This window comes from Mucilaginibacter sp. P2_A5, from assembly GCF_056404995.1.
Map to the genome: position 1 here is coordinate 265,918 of NZ_JBFUCY010000001.1, position 17,456 is coordinate 283,373.

General features: G+C 39.7%; 15 protein-coding genes and 1 tRNA gene. 10 read left to right on the forward strand and 6 right to left on the reverse strand.

The genetic code is table 11. The features are described 5' to 3' along the window. Positions 1-4: 4 nt before the first annotated feature. From AC1DXF_RS01070 to AC1DXF_RS01090, 5 genes are read left to right on the forward strand one after another with little or no spacing between them, the layout of a single operon-like run. On the forward strand, positions 5-961 hold the full coding sequence (locus AC1DXF_RS01070) for a nucleotidyltransferase family protein (RefSeq protein ID WP_477445220.1): 957 nt from the start codon (positions 5-7) through the stop codon (positions 959-961). After that, positions 961-2,601, forward strand: a complete 1,641-nt coding sequence (locus AC1DXF_RS01075) for a ThiF family adenylyltransferase (RefSeq protein ID WP_477445222.1) — start codon at positions 961-963, stop codon at positions 2,599-2,601. Before AC1DXF_RS01070 ends, AC1DXF_RS01075 begins: the two co-directional genes overlap by 1 nt. Continuing rightward, on the forward strand, positions 2,598-3,080 hold the full coding sequence (locus AC1DXF_RS01080; RefSeq protein WP_477445224.1) for a Mov34/MPN/PAD-1 family protein: 483 nt from the start codon (positions 2,598-2,600) through the stop codon (positions 3,078-3,080). The genes AC1DXF_RS01075 and AC1DXF_RS01080 overlap by 4 nt, the downstream gene beginning before the upstream one ends. Continuing rightward, positions 3,055-3,828 carry a DUF6602 domain-containing protein gene (locus tag AC1DXF_RS01085; RefSeq protein WP_477445226.1) on the forward strand — a complete coding sequence of 258 codons (774 nt, stop codon included), beginning with the start codon at positions 3,055-3,057 and terminating at the stop codon, positions 3,826-3,828. The genes AC1DXF_RS01080 and AC1DXF_RS01085 overlap by 26 nt, the downstream gene beginning before the upstream one ends. 9 nt (positions 3,829-3,837) lie before the next feature. Next, on the forward strand, positions 3,838-4,530 hold the full coding sequence (locus AC1DXF_RS01090; RefSeq protein WP_477445228.1) for a hypothetical protein: 693 nt from the start codon (positions 3,838-3,840) through the stop codon (positions 4,528-4,530). A gap of 558 nt (positions 4,531-5,088) precedes the next feature. On the opposite strand, the gene AC1DXF_RS01095 is transcribed toward AC1DXF_RS01090, so the two are convergent. Next, positions 5,089-5,622: a hypothetical protein gene (locus tag AC1DXF_RS01095; protein WP_477445230.1), complete on the reverse strand. Its 534-nt coding sequence runs from the start codon at positions 5,620-5,622 to the stop codon at positions 5,089-5,091. A 463-nt stretch (positions 5,623-6,085) separates the two neighbouring features. Between AC1DXF_RS01095 and AC1DXF_RS01100 the strand changes: the two genes are divergently transcribed. Further along, positions 6,086-6,159, forward strand: a tRNA-Pro gene (locus tag AC1DXF_RS01100). A gap of 109 nt (positions 6,160-6,268) precedes the next feature. Here AC1DXF_RS01100 and AC1DXF_RS01105 read toward each other — a convergent pair. Beyond that, positions 6,269-6,673, reverse strand: coding sequence for a winged helix-turn-helix transcriptional regulator (locus AC1DXF_RS01105; RefSeq protein ID WP_477445232.1), 405 nt, complete (start codon positions 6,671-6,673; stop codon positions 6,269-6,271). Between the two features lie 195 nt (positions 6,674-6,868). Between AC1DXF_RS01105 and AC1DXF_RS01110 the strand changes: the two genes are divergently transcribed. Both AC1DXF_RS01110 and AC1DXF_RS01115 read left to right on the forward strand, forming a co-directional pair. Beyond that, positions 6,869-7,309: a nuclear transport factor 2 family protein gene (locus AC1DXF_RS01110; protein WP_477445234.1), complete on the forward strand. Its 441-nt coding sequence runs from the start codon at positions 6,869-6,871 to the stop codon at positions 7,307-7,309. A 164-nt stretch (positions 7,310-7,473) separates the two neighbouring features. Next, a complete protein-coding gene (locus tag AC1DXF_RS01115; RefSeq protein WP_477445236.1) occupies positions 7,474-8,046 on the forward strand; it encodes a DapH/DapD/GlmU-related protein in 573 nt (190 codons plus the stop codon). Between the two features lie 1,466 nt (positions 8,047-9,512). On the opposite strand, the gene AC1DXF_RS01120 is transcribed toward AC1DXF_RS01115, so the two are convergent. Beyond that, entirely contained in the window at positions 9,513-9,740 is a 228-nt protein-coding gene (locus AC1DXF_RS01120; protein ID WP_477445238.1) for an SDR family NAD(P)-dependent oxidoreductase, read from the reverse strand. 44 nt (positions 9,741-9,784) lie between these two features. Continuing rightward, entirely contained in the window at positions 9,785-10,555 is a 771-nt protein-coding gene (locus AC1DXF_RS01125) for an NUDIX hydrolase (protein ID WP_477445240.1), read from the reverse strand. 293 nt (positions 10,556-10,848) lie between these two features. Here AC1DXF_RS01125 and AC1DXF_RS01130 point away from each other — a divergent pair, with 293 nt between their 5' ends. Together AC1DXF_RS01130 and AC1DXF_RS01135 are read left to right on the forward strand one after the other, a co-directional pair. Next, positions 10,849-13,065: a hypothetical protein gene (locus AC1DXF_RS01130; protein ID WP_477445242.1), complete on the forward strand. Its 2,217-nt coding sequence runs from the start codon at positions 10,849-10,851 to the stop codon at positions 13,063-13,065. A 263-nt stretch (positions 13,066-13,328) separates the two neighbouring features. Continuing rightward, the gene (locus AC1DXF_RS01135) at positions 13,329-14,849 is read left to right on the forward strand and encodes a family 43 glycosylhydrolase (protein WP_477445244.1); all 1,521 of its coding nucleotides are present in this window, start codon (positions 13,329-13,331) and stop codon (positions 14,847-14,849) included. A 543-nt stretch (positions 14,850-15,392) separates the two neighbouring features. Here AC1DXF_RS01135 and AC1DXF_RS01140 read toward each other — a convergent pair. Then, positions 15,393-16,286: a helix-turn-helix domain-containing protein gene (locus AC1DXF_RS01140; protein WP_477445246.1), complete on the reverse strand. Its 894-nt coding sequence runs from the start codon at positions 16,284-16,286 to the stop codon at positions 15,393-15,395. A gap of 57 nt (positions 16,287-16,343) precedes the next feature. Further along, positions 16,344-17,162: an SDR family NAD(P)-dependent oxidoreductase gene (locus AC1DXF_RS01145; protein ID WP_477445248.1), complete on the reverse strand. Its 819-nt coding sequence runs from the start codon at positions 17,160-17,162 to the stop codon at positions 16,344-16,346. Between the last annotated feature and the right edge of the window lie 294 nt (positions 17,163-17,456).

The following is a 17,456-nucleotide window of genomic DNA, read 5'->3' on the forward strand; positions in this document are numbered from 1 at the left end:
CGACATGGCAACAGATAGGAATAAACATCTTAATGACGTGCTCACTTCTCATAAAGTAAGCAAAGAACAAGTACTGCTGGATAAACATAAAATAAAACGTGATGAGATTTGTGACGCCCTCGTTGCAAAATTTGGTGTTGATATATATTCACCTTTTAATTCAGGGTCATTTGCGAAAAATACTGCGGTAAATAAAAAATTTGATTTCGATTTAATGGCTCCTTTTAAAAGGAATGCCTTTACGACCTTGGAAAAAATGTTTAATGATGTATACGATTTCTTGCTAGAAAAATACAGCGCTGTTGCTCATGTTCGTAAACAAAAAGTTTCAGTGGGCATCGAATTTTTCGCAGACGACATTGGTGACGTTGTAAAAATTGATGTTGTACCTGGTAGGGAATTAAATCAGGACCAGTATAAAGATGATAACAAGCTGAACCTTTATGTTTATTCGCAGTTTGGCAAACTACAAGGGGGGAGCGATTATATCCGTAGTAATATTAAAGCCCAAGTTCAAAATATCCGTGACAATGCCGATAAAGTTAATTTAAGGCAGAACATCAGGCTGCTAAAAGTTTGGAAAATACATAACAATAAAACGCCCAAATCTTTCTTTTTAGAATTGATTACGATAAAGGCTTTTGACAAATTGGAAATTAGCGGGGGGATGTGGGATAGGCTTAAAAGCGTAATGGAATACATAAGGGACAATGTAAAGACGGTAACACTGCCTGATCCAGGTAACAGCAATAACGAAGTCGCTGATTCAATGACGGATTATGATAAATCGACATTAAGTGACGATATGCGCAATATGATTACACGTATCGAAGAAAATTCTGATTATATAAAAATATATTTTCCCTTAAATGATAAGTTTCCTATCGAGGAGACGACTGATAACAAATACGACGAGCGTAAACTGGCCCCTTCCATTCCGCCTCCAACACGTTTCGGCTAATGGAAACCAGGTTAAACACTATTGTAGAAGTAATTGAAAAGGTTGAGTACGTCAAAGTTACTCAGCCTTTTGTTCTTGATGATCTTATTGTCAAGGGTGGTATCACTATGACCGTCGAGGATGCTACCTTGAATTTTGAAGTCGAAATATACCCTCCTTATCCTTTTCAATATCACGATTTTGAAACGATAAGGTTTATTAATAAAGATTTGTTGCCATACGATCATGTTGGAAGCGATGGGGCTATATGTGTACATACTTTACATAGCCCCTATCTTGATGCAAAACTCGGCCTGGATATAAATTCACTTAAACATTGGGTTTTAAAATATTTTCTTAATCGGGAAAGCGATTCGCATTACGAGCATATCATGATTGCGCCGTCCGGCACCGGAAAAACTCAAGCGCTTTGGTTCACTAACGTAGATTATGAATTTAAAAACGGAGAATTTGGACAATTTCACTTTTCGTTGTTAGGTACCGGAAATATTAAACAGGTAGCGTATCAGACTTATATCCTCCAGGAATTTCATGTAAAAGGAAAAGTAGTGCAATGCGCCTGGAGTAAGAGTTACAAGTCATTCACTCATTATGCAGGAATTTTTGTTTTTCTTGAAAAGCCACCCGTTCAAAATAAACGATTCGGCATAAAAAACTGGCAAGAACTGGAACCGCTTGTATCACAGCCTTTCTTTAAATATTTGTACGATTTTGATATCAACTTAAAAAAACATCAATCAAAAAATACAGAACTGAAATTATTGATCGGGTATAAAATATCCGATAACGATATACATTGGCAATGTATAAATTTTCTAAGCGAGGATTTCCCCAATGTTGTTGAAAAAGTAGGTCCAAAATCCTATCAGGGACGCTTTGAAGACAAAGCGATGGATTGGATGCAGACGCGAAACTGTTCAACCAAGTATTTTTTCGGACGTGGAGCGTTGTCACCTAAAATTACCGAAAGCAAAATTCTGATAATTGGTATAGGGGCGATTGGCAGTATGCTCGCTACCACGCTCGTGAGAGGCGGTTGCACCAATCTTTTTATAAACGATCATGATGTCAAAGAGCCAGATAATGTATGCCGGTCTGAATTTCAATTCTCCAACGGGATGGTTTCGAAAGTTTACGAACTTCAAAACCATCTGATATTTATATCGCCCTTTGTAAATATAAACGGTGACGAAGAGCTAACCGATGTCATTAAGCGTTATCGTTCAGATGCCAGCTGGAAAGAAACACTTGAAAAAGCTTTAAATGAATTTGACTACATATTTGACTGTTCTACCGACAACGATTTAGCTCACATTTTTAGCCAACTATCTATAAAATCCGAAATCATCAATTTATCAATTACAAATCATGCTAAAGAACTAGTTTGCGTTTTTAAACATGATCAATACGCCTGGCTGATGGAGATATTCAAAAGTCTTAACAATGATACGGTTGACCTTTACAATCCTACAGGTTGCTGGAGCCCTACTTTTAAAGCCGGGTACAATGACATCGCCGTATTGGTGCAATTTGCGATTAAACAAATTAATTCATCGTTGGTGAGAGATCGTCCATTTAGGAATTTTTATCTTTCAACCTCTGATGAACAAAGCTTTGAAGTAAAATTAAACGAATTTTGAAATTTAAAAACGATAAGATTGGATTGTATTTGACTATTGATGATAGGCTAATCGCCAATATTCAAAATATTGGATTAAAACACTTTCCAAATGAGTTTGGCGGTGTATTGATCGGCCGTTATTCTGACGATAAAAAAACTGTAATTATAGAAGATATTATATTGCCAAAATCTTATAAATCATCAAAATATAGTTTCGAAAGGGGGGCGGAAGGATTGAAGGAACAATTGCTTTCTTTGTATCATTCTCCTATTTCTCAAATTTACCTTGGTGAATGGCATACACATCCCGATGCACCGCCGTTGCCGAGTGGAACTGACATTATTGCACTAAACCAAATTGTTAAGCATGTAGATGTCAATATAAACAGCCCCGTCTTGCTTATAGTTGGCCTTAGCCCCAAAAAGATGGAATTAGGTTTTTACGTGTACTTTAAAGATAAGATTTATAAATATGACGAAGAAGAGAGCAGATCATAAAATCAACATGCGGCAAATGTTTTTGGATTTGCAAAAAACAATGGAATCCAAGATGCAAACTATCCGGAAAAACATAAAGCACGAGCCGACGAAAGGTGAAGGATCGGAGACTGTTTGGATTAAGTTTTTTCAGGATTATTTACCTAAACGCTATTCAGTTGCAAAGGCCATAATAATAGATTATGAAGGCAACACAAGTGATGCTATAGATGTGGTGATATACGATAGTCAGTATACGCCCTTTATTTTGAATGAGCATGGTATAAAATATATACCAGCTGAAAGTGTATACGCAATTTTTGAAGCGAAACAAGAGGTTAGTAAAAAGTTCTTGGAGTATGCCAGCGCTAAGATTTTAAGTGTAAGGAATTTATTGCGAACCACCGCGCCGGTTGTAGACAAAGGTTTAATTAAGCCAGCACCGCAATTATTTAATATTTTGGGCGGTTTTTTGTGTCTTGAAAACACATGGAAGTCAAGCATCGAGAATACAAAGGCTTTTAAAGATGCAATTACAGTTTCCACTGAACTTGAAATTATTGATATTGGATGCGTTTTAAACGACAGGTCGTTCAAGACCGTTGTTGACCTAACGGACCATCTTAACCCATTGGTAGACATATCTTTCAGTACGTCTGAAGAAACCTTAATTTATTTCTTTTTAAAATTAGTCGCCGAACTTCAAAAGTTAGGTACCGTTCGGCCGATTGATTTAAACAAGTATATTGATCAACTAGACTCACAATAAAATTAAACAATGGCGGACGAAAATTTGGATGAAATTTATCATAGATACTCTGAGAAAATGGATTCTCTGATCGCATTCGATGGCGACAGCAAAAGCGCGCTAATCTCTTTTGAGTGGGACGTAAAGAAAATGGTTTCCTATATCGAAACAATCGCTGACGACGAAGAGCGAGAAGCAGGGTTAAAACTATTTGGAAAAAAACATCTATTACTTCCCTTTTACACCTCATTAATATTAGAAATGACAATTGTATACGCTGTTGTATTGTTAGAGGCGTATCTCGTAGATGTTACTAAATGGCTTTTTAAAAAAAATACAAATGCTCTAAAATCATCCAAAAAGTTATCTTATGAGGAAGTCGTCGAAAACTACGACCAGTTACTTGAATATATTTTAGAAAAAGAAATTGTCGAATTCTCTTATAATTCTTTTGAAAACCAACTTAAATTTTGGAGTACAAAATTTGGCGTGCCCGAGATCAAGCTGGCAATACCGTACATGGACATAATAGAAATTTTCTCTACCAGGAATATTTTATTACATAATAACGGGGTAATAAATTCTGTATATTTAGATATAAACAGAACCTCAAATTTAAAATTAGGTGAAAAAAGGCTTGTCGATCAACCCTATGTTATTCACGTAGAATCTGTGATTTTTCATCTTATCGACAAGATTTATAATACTATTAACAACGGTTAGCTCAATGGAGGTTAAAACAAAATAATCTCCTTGAGTGTGCGTTACAATAAACACAAAATGTGTTTAAATAGACTTTTCCGAACAACAGAGATAGGTATATAGCCCAGGTAGGAGTTCTTTGCACTTAGTTTGTGATGTTCGGTGTGTTTACCCTTGAACCTGTCATCATAAAAAAAATGGAGATTTTGATGAGAATTTTTCATCTGTTTAACGAAAGTCGTATCTTTATATCGTCAAACAGTTCCCGCGAACAAAAAGGTGAACAGCTTGGAATAGTTTTCGTAATTTACTGATAATAAGATATATACAGCGTTGGGTTGTCTTCCTGCCATCCCGACAGAAAGCGATACCAAAATCAAATCAAAACCCTCTGAATTAAAAGTTTGGAGGGTTTTTTTGTTTAAAAAAACGTCGCAAAGCAAAGATTACCTTTTTAACCATGTTGGCTGTCGCTTTCGGTGGTTTGCTGTTATTAACTCTTAATAGAATATTAAAAATAAAAAACGGGATTGTTGATTGCAACAATCCCGCTTTTGTCACCCGCAAGTGGTGGCACCTTTACTCGGTTTTTTTCACCGTAGTGGTCGTAGTAGTTTTTGTTGCCGCCACCGGTGTTTTTTTGTAAACACGATGATAAACATGTGCAGGCTTTTTTGAAGCAGTTGCCTTATGTGCAACAACATGAGTAGTTGAACTGGTTGTAACAACCGGCTTTACTTCTGTTGTAGTTGTAGTAACTTCAGTTGTTTTTGGTGTTGGTGCCGGAGCAACTACAGGCGCTGGTACCTGCGTTTTGACTGTATCATGCACTATAACCACGGATGGTGGCGGCGGTGCCGGTGCTGGTGCTGGTGTTTGTTTTGCCGGCTCAGGTAAGTGACCTGTTACAGCGCCATCGGCTGCGCCGCTTATTGCGCCGGCTGTGCCGGTGCCCTCCATCTTAATTTTCGTTACAGTACGGCCGTGGGCGCCCTTTTTAACTTTCTTTTTTATCTCCACTTTGTTGTTTGTGGTATCCTGGGTTTGAGCCCCGGCAGTTTGAATGCACCATGCAATGCTGGTTACAAACAATATTAAACAAATCTTTTTCATATAAAATATATTAGTTAGATGATGTTATTGTAACGTATTTATTACATTTTTGTTTGTGATTTTTAAATTGCTATGACAATGTTGAGTTAACAACTTTAAAAACCAATGCTTAAATGTGATTTTTTAATACAGTACAAATGGCAATGAGTTTGTTTTGCCGTTATAAACTACCACAAACATCAGAGTACAGCTTAGTATTGCTGCTGCTGTATAATTAAGAGTTGACGCACTCAGGAATTGTAACTTATTGTTTTACTATAAAAAATTAATCTGTGTTGATTTATAGATAAGTCAAGCCTTAATATTTGAGTTTGCCTTTAAGATGACGGCAAGCAGGCTTGGTATTAACTTGTATGTTCATCTTTAGATTGGGAGATAGACTATTGTTATATCATTACAGACGATTTTTCCAGAAGTTTTGATTAATTGAATTATAATATTACCTTTGCAACCCCAACGGGAACGGGATGTAGCGTAGCCCGGTATCGCGCCACATTTGGGATGTGGAGGCCGCAGGTTCGAATCCTGCCATCCCGACAAAAAGCGATACCAACTCAAATCAAGGCCCTGTAAATCAACAGATTTACAGGGCCTTGTGTTTTCAGGGATTTATCCCGGAATATCATCAGCTTTGTAAAGGTCGCATTTAATCCTCGGAGGATGGTCCGCTCGAAGATCGTTCACTTTTGATTTTCTGCCTGTGCTGAATACCCCATTTGGTCATAGCGCCAACAAGTTCCTCAAGCGTATGGCTGTAAGGTAACAATTGATATTCAATCGTTACAGGGTATCCTACCGTAACCTTTTTTTCAATAAAGCCATTCATCTCCAGTTCTTTAAGCTCACTGGAGAGTACCCTTGCTGAAATTCCCTTAACCTGCCTTTGAAGTTCAGTAAACCTGTTATTGCCCCTGGCCATAGCAATAATGATCATCAGTTTCCATTTGCCCCCAATAACATATAAAGCATCACTTACTGCTGTTAAAACCTTTGTACATTCTTCAGTAAACTCTTTATTGACTGCCGGCTTCTCGTTTTCTTTTTCCATCATTTTGGTCTTAAATTGTTAGTTACTAACCTTTAGGTAACAACTAATAAATTGTAAGTAAATATAGTATAGTTTTGGATTTCGCAAAACAAACGTTCATTAACAACATGAATTTAAGCGAATTATGACCATGGTGATCACCGTATTAGCGGTGGCAATGACCGCCCTCGGCGCTATTCAAACATTAAAAACAATAAGATGACAGCAGAAATTTTAAAAACGAAGGAAGATTTAAGGAACTTAATTGATGATTACGCCTATTTGGGTGATGAGAAAAGGATCTCGGAAGTGATGAGTTTGTTTACGCCGGATTGTAGCTATAAAGTTTATATGAACGGAGCTTTAGTAGCCAATGTTTTCGGAACGGAGACTATGGAAAAGGAATTTAATGGCCACGCTGCTGCGGTTAAAACCTATTTCACAATGAACGGCCAGCATACAGTAAAAATAAATGGAGAAACTGCGACAGGCGTTTCCTTTACGCAGATCAAAATGATAAGAGAATCTGAAGGGAGGGATGTTCTTACAGATTACAGTGTTAAATATGATGACTTATATGTGCGTCTCGACGGTAAATGGTTCATCAAAGAGCGTATAGGCTATTTCATTATGATAGAGGTTCGGCCCCTGAGCAATTAGAATAATCAATAAAGAAGAAACGGTAATCATCTATATACTCAAGTTTATTTGCATAAAGCAGGGGTAATAACGATTGATAAAAGGGGGCGTAAAAAAGCAAAAAAACAATATCGATAAAAATTGCAGCGAACTACTATCTTTAAAGATTTGTTTAAAAGAAATGAATGGGTAACACTATTATGAAAGATATTTTCGAAAGATTGAAAGCGGGAGAACTCATCAGGCTGGATGACCCGGAATTTTTCAGGGTAAATGAGGTGGTCAGCCGCACACTGGCTTTATCACCGGCACTCAATGCAGCAACCAATGTAGATGAGGTCCGGACGAAACTTAGCGAGATTATTGGTACTTCGCTGGACGGGAGTACTACCATATTTGCGCCGTTCTACACCAATTTTGGCCGCTTCATAAACCTTGGCAAACATGTTTTTATCAATCATGCCTGTTCCTTCCTGGATATGGGCGGCATCACTTTAGAAGACCATGTGCTCATTGGCCCGAAAGTGAATCTCATCACAGAGAATCATCCGCTTGATCCGGCAGACCGGCGGGCGATGCTATGCAAACCCATTTTGATAAAACGAAATGCCTGGATAGGTGCGGCTGCAACCATTTTACCCGGTGTGACCATTGGCGAAAACGCTGTTGTTGCAGCCGGTGCAGTCGTCAGCAGAGATGTTCCGGACAATACAGTTGTCGGAGGCGTTCCTGCAAAGGAGATCAGGAAAATTTTTTAAGCAAAAAGGTACATTAAAGATGAAGCAGCTAATCAGTATTACGGTAATGACCTGATGATCCTGGGGCGAGTTTATATGTGCAATAAAAAACCCTCTCTACATCGTCGTAAAGAGGGTTTTTAATTTTTACAGTAAAGTTGCGTAGTACCTAAACTTTTCCTGTACCCCTGAGCGGGAATACTTTGAACACTTAGAGGGCTTTTTACGGCTTATTGAGCCCATAATACAAGATTTAAAAGTTAAAGGCTTTATAAAATAGGCGAGGAGATCTGAACTTTTTAAGTTTTAATATGCCTTGGCCGGATTACTTTTGAACCGTTTTTCTTGGATATATTGAAAAAATTACAGATACAGACGAAAGAAATAGCGCATTTTTTAATGCACCTTTTTTAGGAGAGCTAGGTTCAGAACCATCGCTCTTATGTGTTTATTATCAGTAATTTACATTTTAAAAAGTTCCTTACTCTACGAATGACGCAAATAGCAAGTTTACTCTAATTGTTAAGCCAAATATAGCATTTTTTTACTTTTCAAACTTTTTCGATTCTAATTTTCATTACGTTGAAGTTGACTGAAATTTTCAAAAAGGTTCGGGATCCTACAGTCCCTTTTTATAGTTGCTACGAAGAGTTTAACATTGGAATATAAATTTAAATCATGCACTTCGTAAGATAGACAAGTTGCCGGCAAAAGGCGGCTGGGAGGAAGGGGACCCACCATTACCTCCTTTAGCGGAGCTTTACGTGCTACTGCTGCTCGACTGGTTGCCCGGTGAGGCTATAGACCGCCAAATGAGTCTTTTGATCACGGCCGGTTTCCCAAAATATGTAGCCATTAATGCCTTTGTAATGATGCGGAACCCTGACGACTGCTAAGCAGGGTAAAAAGTTTAAAGTCTTCAACTACCTGAACTTTTTTATGGGTGAGGGGAATGACCTTTGCCCTATGGAAAACAACGAAAAAATTGAAGAGACCATTCTCGTGTACACCAGTGCTTGGAATGAAACGGAACGCGGTTCGATAATTGCAATTATTGATCAATGAATTAATATGATCAAAGTGTTGCAGAACTAACGGTTCGCTATTTCCGAACTTGGTGATCAATGGTTCCGGAATGTTCACCTTCACATGCAGGCTGGGAATGCCTCAAGCTCTTTTAGAGATTTTTAAAAAACTATTTATAAACGTTTTAAAAACAAGAAGTTCTTACCGCGACATGATGGATTTCTTTTAACTCATCGGTTGAATTGTTATTATATATTATCATGCCCTTAAATCCCCATTCCTTCGCGAAACATCGGTCAATGTTTGAGATGTGTTGCGCGTTTGACCCGGCTTAATGATAAATAAATTTAGATGAAAAATAATAAGATCATTAGGAGATGCATTCAAGAAAACAAGAGGCTACTCTTGCAAATATGGCTATTTTCGACAGAGAATTTGTTAAACTGATATCTGACCGCCATCTACCACAAGTTCCGTCCCAGTTCGTATTCGGAAGTTACATCTTGTTTGACTGCCAATGCTTTGCCTCCGGAAGCCGAGATCTCTTCGGCAACCAGGTTCAATCCGGGCTCGTTGATATCGGTTATCACAACTGCTGCCCCTTCGGCAGCGAACAATCGGGCTGTAACTTTTCCAATGCCACTAACTCCACCTATAATAATTGCTACCTTATTTTTTAATCTTTCCATTCTTTTGTGATTGAGTAATCCTAAAGGGCTTTGTTAATAATCAGCTAAAAAGCTAAAACAATGCCGCTTTGTAAGCCTTCATTGTATTTTTCCTGGTCGAACTTATAAAGGTAGGGAGCCCGGTGCGGGCCGATTGGTCTTGTTTCTGTCAGTTTCAAAACAATGCCTGATGCAAGTAACTTTCTTTGAAAATTTCTTTCATCAAGAGATCTCCCAAGTATCGTTTGATATAAAGCATGAATTTCGGGTAATGTAAATTTTTCAGGGAGCAACTCATAACCAATCGGATAAAATGCAATATGCATTCGAAGGGTCCGTAAAGCTTCAGAAATAACAAGCTTATGATCAAACATTAAAGGGGGAAGGTCGCTCACCGGCCACCATTGGCATGCTGCATCAAGTGACCATTTCTTTATTTCAACTGTCGAGAATTCTGTCAATGTATAGAAACCTACAGATACAAATCTGTCAAAAATCCAAAGGTCTTTAGGAACTTCAATTCCAGACAGTTTGCGAAGATTTTCCGGATTTTTTTCAGCGTCTGTTGCACGATCCGGGTTACCGAAACAGTGAAACTGTTGCAGGAAAAGATTTTTTAATCCAGTCCTTGATGAAGAAATGCGGGCGGCAGCCTCTTCGATGGACTCATCCCGGCCGACATAGCCACCTGTAATTGTCCATTTACTGGTCGCAATGGTCTGCTGCAATAGTACTTTCAGCTCTTTATCATGATAGCCGAAAATAACATTGTCGACTTGTATATGGTGCAGGTACCTGTCCGGATGCGTGATAATTTCTATTTCAGAATATTCCATAATGAATCAAAATATCATTTGAAAATACAAAGCTACATACTATTCTGTTAAATAGACAGAATAAATTTTAACATACCATGTAACAATTATATCTTTATTCTGTCGAATAAACAGAATAGAATTCTATTCTTCAAAAACCAATTAAAATGAAAAAGCTAAACATGATTTTTTTTCGTAGTCGCGGGACTATTCCTGGTATTTTCCAATGATGAAATCCTGAGAAAATGCGCTGTCAACGCAATTTGATTACCAGTTTGTAACTTAAATTATAAGTATCGTAAATAAGTATAAATATGAAAAGTATGACGTCCATCCAAAATAACAGGCGGTCTATTAAACTTAAGATAGGGCTGCTTGTGCTGCTTGCTTTGAGTTTTGTAGCTTCCCATGCCCAAAACAATTTAACCCAGGGAAATGACAGCCTGGCTCAAAAATTTAAGACAACCGACACGTTGTTTAAGCAACCTTATGTGGATGTCGATGAATGGCGGGACAAGCCGGTAAGGCATCGGTACATTCATGGTGGATTCAAGGGCACCAGTTCAAAATTTTCCTTTTATTTTCCTCAGAAGGAAAAATATCAGGGCCACTTTTTTCAATACATTACACCATTCCCGGATAGCGAAAATGGATCGCAGGGAAGAACCGGCGAGGAAGACAAAATAGGGTTTAGCCTTACCCACGGAGCTTATTTTGTTGAGACCAATGAAGGCGGCAATTTCAGTTTCAGCAATCCGTCCAAATCTGACCCATCACTAGCGGCGTATCGGGTAAATGCGGCTTCGGCCGAATTTTCACGCATTGTAGCCGCACAAATTTATCACGGTAAACGTCCGTACGGATACGCTTTTGGCGGTAGCGGGGGCGCATATCGCACAGTTGGAGGTTTTGAAAGCACAAGTGGCGTTTGGGACGGAGTCGTTCCTTACGTGTTAGGGTCTGACCAGGCTATCCCCAATGTGTTTACCGCGCGTATGTTTGCCATGAGTGTTTTAAATAATAAGTTCCCGCAAATTATTGATGCACTGGAACCGGGCGGAAGCGGCGACATGTATGCTGGTTTAAATCAGGAAGAAAGAGCCGTGCTCCAGGAAGCTACCAAAATGGGATTTCCGGTAAAAAGCTGGTTTGGTTACAAAACAATGGGTACGCAGGGTTTTCCGGTTTTATACCAGTCTATTGTTGGTATTGACAGCAAATATTTTGAACATGACTTTTGGACCCTGCCCGGCTATCTCGGACACGATTCACCAGGGTTATTTCTAAAAGGGCGAATTCAGCAGCGCAATGTTATCAAGGCGCTCATTAACAGTGACCGGGCGGCCACTTTGGGGCTTAAAAAGCCGGTATCAGCAGAGGATCGCGGAACAGCCGGAGCTGCGTCTAAAAATATTGGCGGCGTTCAGGATGGGATGCCGGTTGCATTTCAATTGCAGGATAAACTTAAGGATGTTTATTTCCTCGGTGGCGATCTGATCATCAAAAGCGGAGCGGCTACCGGAAAAGTTCTGATGATAAGTAAAATAGAAGATGACAAAGTGGTGTTGGGGCCTGTTGATTCAACTGTGGTTGCCAAACTAAAAACCGGGGATTCGGTACAGGTCGATAACTCTAACTTCCTCGCCATACAAACCTACCACCGCCACCAGGTACCGGGAAAGGAATATTATGTATGGGATCAGTTTCGCAATGCCGATGGCACACCTAAATATCCGCAACGTCAGTTATTACTGGGGCCGCTGTTTACAAAAGGAGCGGCCGGTGTCATTCCCACGGGCAAATTTAAAGGTAAAATGATCCTGCTCGAATCGCTTTGGGATCGGGAGGCTTTTCCGTGGCAGGCAGATTGGTATCGCACAAAGGTCAAAACGAACCTCGGGGACAGTCTTGACAACCATTTCAGGGTATGGTTCACAGATCGTGCTTTACATGGAGATGTATCGATTGAAGATGATCCAACAGAAACCATTAGCTATCTCGGGGTTTTACAACAAGCGCTCCTTGATTTGAGCGACTGGGTAGAAAAGGGCATTGCTCCCGCGGCCAGTACTAATTATAAAGTTGTGGATGGACAGGTAGTAGTTCCACCAACCGCAAATGAACGAAAAGGTATACAGCCCGTAGTATTGGTGAAAGCGAATGGCAGCAAACGTGCTGTAGTTAAAATCGGCGAAACGGTTACATTTACCGCAATTGTCGATGTGCCGGAACATATGGGAAAGCTAGTAACTGCCGTTTGGAACTTTGACGGCCTATCGCCGGACTTTGAAAAAAACATCGGTGATTTGCATGGATGGAATTTTGTAACGTCAGGTGTTTTTCCAGTTTCTACGAAATGGACTGCCGTTAATAAAGCTGGTTCACGCTTTAAACTGGCTACAACCTACAAATTCGCTAAAGCCGGTACTTATTTCCCCGCATTAAGAATTGCATCACAACGGCGGGGAGATGCCCGTACGCCGTTTACACATATTCAAAATCTGGATCGGGTCAGGGTAATAGTGAAGTAATTTTATTTATTATAAATTGGCGTCCTAATGACTTGCTACAACGCTGAAATTGGCCGTGAACTCGTGATGAGCTTAATACTTACTGACAATATTCTATTAGCGACACGGCGGGAATAACAGAAATCAAACGGATGCTTAAGAAAATCAAAGATTTTCTCTTGATTTGATGGAAAGCTTGTTCAGTCTTTTTATTTTCACCCATCCTGGAGGATGATAGTTTGTGGCCTGGCATAGGCAGATAGAGAAAAAATTGTTTAGCAATTATGAATAATGTCAAAAGTATCACTTTAGCTGCGGCCCTTTTTTTGTCGGCTTTTTTAGCGCAGGCGCAGAAGCCAGCTCAAAGCAAAACAAAGGGCGATGCTTATTTTGTCAATCCTATTTTTGCAGGTGATTACCCTGATCCAACCATCATGCGGGAGGGTGACGATTATTACATTGTACATTCATCCTTTGAATATTATCCTGGCCTGTTAATCTGGCATTCAAAAGACCTGGTTAACTGGGCTCCGGTTACACACGCACTGACTAAATATGTGGGCTCGGTATGGGCGCCAAATTTGGTTAAGTATAAAAACAAGTATTACATCTACTTCCCCGCAAGTAACAGCAATTTTGTGGTTACCGCCAATTCTATAAATGGTCCATGGAGTGAGCCGGTTGAACTGAAGGTCAATTTTATTGATCCCGGGCATTTTACCGACAAGACTGGTAAACGTTATCTTTATTTCAGCAATGGCGGCTATTTGCCATTGTCGGATGATGGATTATCTATAACCGGTGAATTAAAGCCGGCTTACAGCGGCTGGAAGATTCCACGTGAATGGTCGATAGAGTGTTTTTGTTTGGAAGGGCCTACAATAGCTAAACGGGGTGATTACTATTATCTGACCGTAGCGCAAGGGGGGACCGCCGGCCCTGCAACAAGCCACATGGTAATCTCCGCACGCTCTAAAACACCGTTTGGCCCATGGGAAAATTCGCCTTATGATCCGATCATCCGCACAAAAAACAATTCAGAAAAATGGTGGTCAAAAGGTCACGGCAGTTTAGTGGAAGGCCCCAATGGTAAATGGTGGATGGTTTTTCATGCCTACGAGAACGGTTTTTATGGTATGGGGCGTCAAACTTTGCTTGAACCTGTGGAATGGACAAAGGACGGTTGGTTTAAGGTACCCGGCACCATTAAAACTGATGCGCCGATATTAAAACCAAAACAAAGCTCTTTAACAAGTTCATTTACCCTAAGCGATGACTTCAGCGGCCATAGCTTAAAACCCCAGTGGCAATTTTTTGGAGAATACGATACAACAAGATTTCACCTGGATGATAACAGTTTAACAATAAAAGGCAAGGGTAAATCTGTAGCTGATTGTGCTCCTTTAACTTGTATTCCTTCAAACCACTCTTATACGGCACAGGTTGAGTTATTTATAGAGGGAAATGCTACGGGTGGACTGACACTTTTTTACGACAACAGGTATTATTCGGGAATATTGGCTGATAAGCAAAATATTTTGGCGAACCTGAGGGGATGGCAGTTCCCAACCGAAAAAAATGCGATAAATAAACATGTGTTTCTAAAGATCAGGAACATAAAAAGTACTGTTGATATGTATTACAGCACCGACGGACGAAACTGGATTAAAATAGAAAATTCTGTCGAGGTATCCGGTTACAATCATAATGTACTGGGTGGTTTCCTCAGTTTGCGAATAGGATTGTGTGCTGTAGGTGAGGGCACAGTTAAATTCAAAAATTTTATTTATCAACCAATAAATTAATTATTTAAAGTATTGGTAAATTTAGTTAACAGTCAAATATTTCGATTGGCAATTGATTTTCCGATTACCCATTTTCTTGCCAAATTAGGATAAAGTTGATATACCAATTTTAATTGACCCTATCGCCAACCGTTAGTGCCCCTATAAGTTAAGGATTTAAAAGAGCAAGAAGTTATTGTATAGACAAGCTGCTGGAGCGGATGCTTTTATCCGGTTTAACAACTATTATCTAAAAATACATTTTCTGATTTAGAGTTTCTTCTCCTTAGTGATTCGCCGTAAAGTTCGACCTTAAAGAGTGGTGTGAACAATACGATCAAGAATGGCATCGGCGATTGTTTTTTCGCCGATTACATCATACGAATCCTTAACCGATATCTTTTATTTCGGATAGAGATATTGAATTAGGTTTGTTAGTGCAGGAATTGGCCAGTTACATAGTCTCAAATTATGCAACCAGGCCAAAGCGAAGAGGTATAAAGTTGCAGGCCTCAACAGATGGCTTATATAAGTTCATCAGCATAATAAGCCCTGGTAGGGTCGCTAATTCAAATACTGATCTCTGAAAACGTTAGGTGGTACGCCGACCTCTTTTTTAAATAACCTGGAAAAGTAGGTAGGATTGTCAAATCCAAGCGAAAAGGATATCTCTGCAATATTCATCACTCCTTCTTTAAGTAAATTCTTTGCCTCTGTGATCAGATAGAGATGTATAAGTTCCAGAGCGGTTTTTCCGGTTTCTTGTTTAAGCATGTCGCTTAGATAGCGGGATGAAAAATTTAACCTTTCTGCCATGAAAGTCACCGTAGGAAGGCCTGATTCTTGAGTCTTTTTTGTTTCAAAATAAGAATGGAGCAGCGCATGAAACTTTGTCGCTACGGTACCAGTTATTTCGGCCCGATGTGTAAATTGCCGTTTGTAAAAGCGGTGCGCGTACTTAAGCAGGGTATCCAAATGGCTAAGCAGGATAGTTTTGGTAAAATCATCGGTATTATTGCGATATTCTTTATCCATAATCTTGACCAGGTTCCAGATTATCTCTTCCTCGCTGGGGGACAAGTATAAGGCCTCATTGGTCTCATAGTCAAAATAGCCATACTTTTTAATTTGATGATGCAACGTAGCTCCCGCCAGGAAATCTTCATGGATTAATATCAGAAAGCATTCATCCCTTAACTTGATATTTTTAAAAGTGACGGGCTGGTGTGGTTTAATGAACAACAACTTGCCCCGGTCATGGTCAAATTTTGTTCTGCCATGGGTAATGTTACCTGATTCCAGCTGCTGGAAAGAAATAATGTAAAAATTTGCAGAGAATTCAATGTCATCACCTGCGCACTCATCTTTATTTCCGAAGGAAATGCTGAACAGCGGATGCTCCGGCGCTTTAATGCCGATGGCATTGCTGAAACTGCTTATTTTATCGAAATGGTTCATAATTTGTTTTAATAGGAAAAGCAGTATCCGTAAAACAGATACTGCTAATATACAATCTTAATTCCCTTGGGCAGCAACGGAAACGTCCTGCCACTCTTCCCAGGTTTTCATCCGTTGATCATAAACGTGTTTTATCCAATGGATACCCACCCTGCCCAGGATCAGTCTTAACGGAGGGTTTTCCGCATCAACCAGTTTCAGTACTGCCTCGGCCGTTGCTTCGGGTACGCCCCAGTCTTCTGCCCGGTTACCGGCAGCAAGTCCAGCTCTAACTTCATCATAAAAAGCTAACGGTTTGCTTTGCATCCCGGAGGTTGTAGCAAATTCGGTCATGAAACCGTTAGGTTCCAGTATACTGACCTTGATACCGAAGCCGCTAACTTCGGCAGCCAGGGCTTCACTAATACCTTCAACAGCAAACTTGGAAGCACTGTATAGCCCCAAAGTAGGGAAAGCGAGCAGGCCTAATGCACTTGACACCTGAATGATATGACCGGCTTTTTGCTCGCGCATAATCGGGATAACGGCTTGCGTTACCCAAAGTAAACCATAAACATTGGTTTCAAATTGTGTAAGGATCTCTTGTTCTTCCAACTCTTCTATCGTACCCGAATGACCATAACCTGCGTTATTAATCAATACGTCGATTTTGCCAAAATGGTCTTTGGCTTTTGCGATAGCCTCAAAGGATGCAGCCTTGTCGGTGACATCCAGCTTTAAAGCCAGCAATGTTGAAGCATATTTTTTTGAAAGTTCAGTTAAAGTATCCGGGTTTCTTACCGCAACCACTACCTGATCGCCACGTTTTAAAAATGCTTCTGCCCAAATACGGCCCAGGCCGCGGGATGCCCCGGTTATAAAAATTGTTTTTGCCATTGTTATTTGTTTAATATCATATAAATTCAATGACAAATCTCAGCTAATTATCAGCTGATACAGTGATACAAAAGTTGGTAATCATAGAACGATTTTACGTATTTAAGCGAATCAAACAATTGCGATTTATACAAATCTCCGTATAACCGATGACGCCCTTGTCTGCTATGGTCTGATAGGAGCGGGGCAGAATTGTTTCCGGGATGAAGATTACTTTCACTTAGCTGAAATTTGTTGGAAAGCCAGGTTTTGACAGGATCAACAAGTGTTGCTGTCCAGGCGCTTAAGAGATTT

What these genes read in the sequence shown, in the direction of transcription:
- AC1DXF_RS01070 (WP_477445220.1), top strand. Translation starts at nt 5, where the DNA reads ATGGCAACAGATAGGAATAAACATCTTAATGACGTGCTCACTTCTCAT.
- AC1DXF_RS01075 (WP_477445222.1), top strand. Translation starts at nt 961, where the DNA reads ATGGAAACCAGGTTAAACACTATTGTAGAAGTAATTGAAAAGGTTGAG.
- AC1DXF_RS01085 (WP_477445226.1), top strand. Translation starts at nt 3,055, where the DNA reads ATGACGAAGAAGAGAGCAGATCATAAAATCAACATGCGGCAAATGTTT.
- AC1DXF_RS01090 (WP_477445228.1), top strand. Translation starts at nt 3,838, where the DNA reads ATGGCGGACGAAAATTTGGATGAAATTTATCATAGATACTCTGAGAAA.
- AC1DXF_RS01095 (WP_477445230.1), bottom strand. Translation starts at nt 5,622, where the DNA reads ATGAAAAAGATTTGTTTAATATTGTTTGTAACCAGCATTGCATGGTGC.
- AC1DXF_RS01105 (WP_477445232.1), bottom strand. Translation starts at nt 6,673, where the DNA reads ATGATGGAAAAAGAAAACGAGAAGCCGGCAGTCAATAAAGAGTTTACT.
- AC1DXF_RS01110 (WP_477445234.1), top strand. Translation starts at nt 6,869, where the DNA reads ATGACAGCAGAAATTTTAAAAACGAAGGAAGATTTAAGGAACTTAATT.
- AC1DXF_RS01115 (WP_477445236.1), top strand. Translation starts at nt 7,474, where the DNA reads ATGGGTAACACTATTATGAAAGATATTTTCGAAAGATTGAAAGCGGGA.
- AC1DXF_RS01120 (WP_477445238.1), bottom strand. Translation starts at nt 9,740, where the DNA reads ATGGAAAGATTAAAAAATAAGGTAGCAATTATTATAGGTGGAGTTAGT.
- AC1DXF_RS01125 (WP_477445240.1), bottom strand. Translation starts at nt 10,555, where the DNA reads ATGGAATATTCTGAAATAGAAATTATCACGCATCCGGACAGGTACCTG.
- AC1DXF_RS01130 (WP_477445242.1), top strand. Translation starts at nt 10,849, where the DNA reads ATGAAAAGTATGACGTCCATCCAAAATAACAGGCGGTCTATTAAACTT.
- AC1DXF_RS01135 (WP_477445244.1), top strand. Translation starts at nt 13,329, where the DNA reads ATGAATAATGTCAAAAGTATCACTTTAGCTGCGGCCCTTTTTTTGTCG.
- AC1DXF_RS01140 (WP_477445246.1), bottom strand. Translation starts at nt 16,286, where the DNA reads ATGAACCATTTCGATAAAATAAGCAGTTTCAGCAATGCCATCGGCATT.
- AC1DXF_RS01145 (WP_477445248.1), bottom strand. Translation starts at nt 17,162, where the DNA reads ATGGCAAAAACAATTTTTATAACCGGGGCATCCCGCGGCCTGGGCCGT.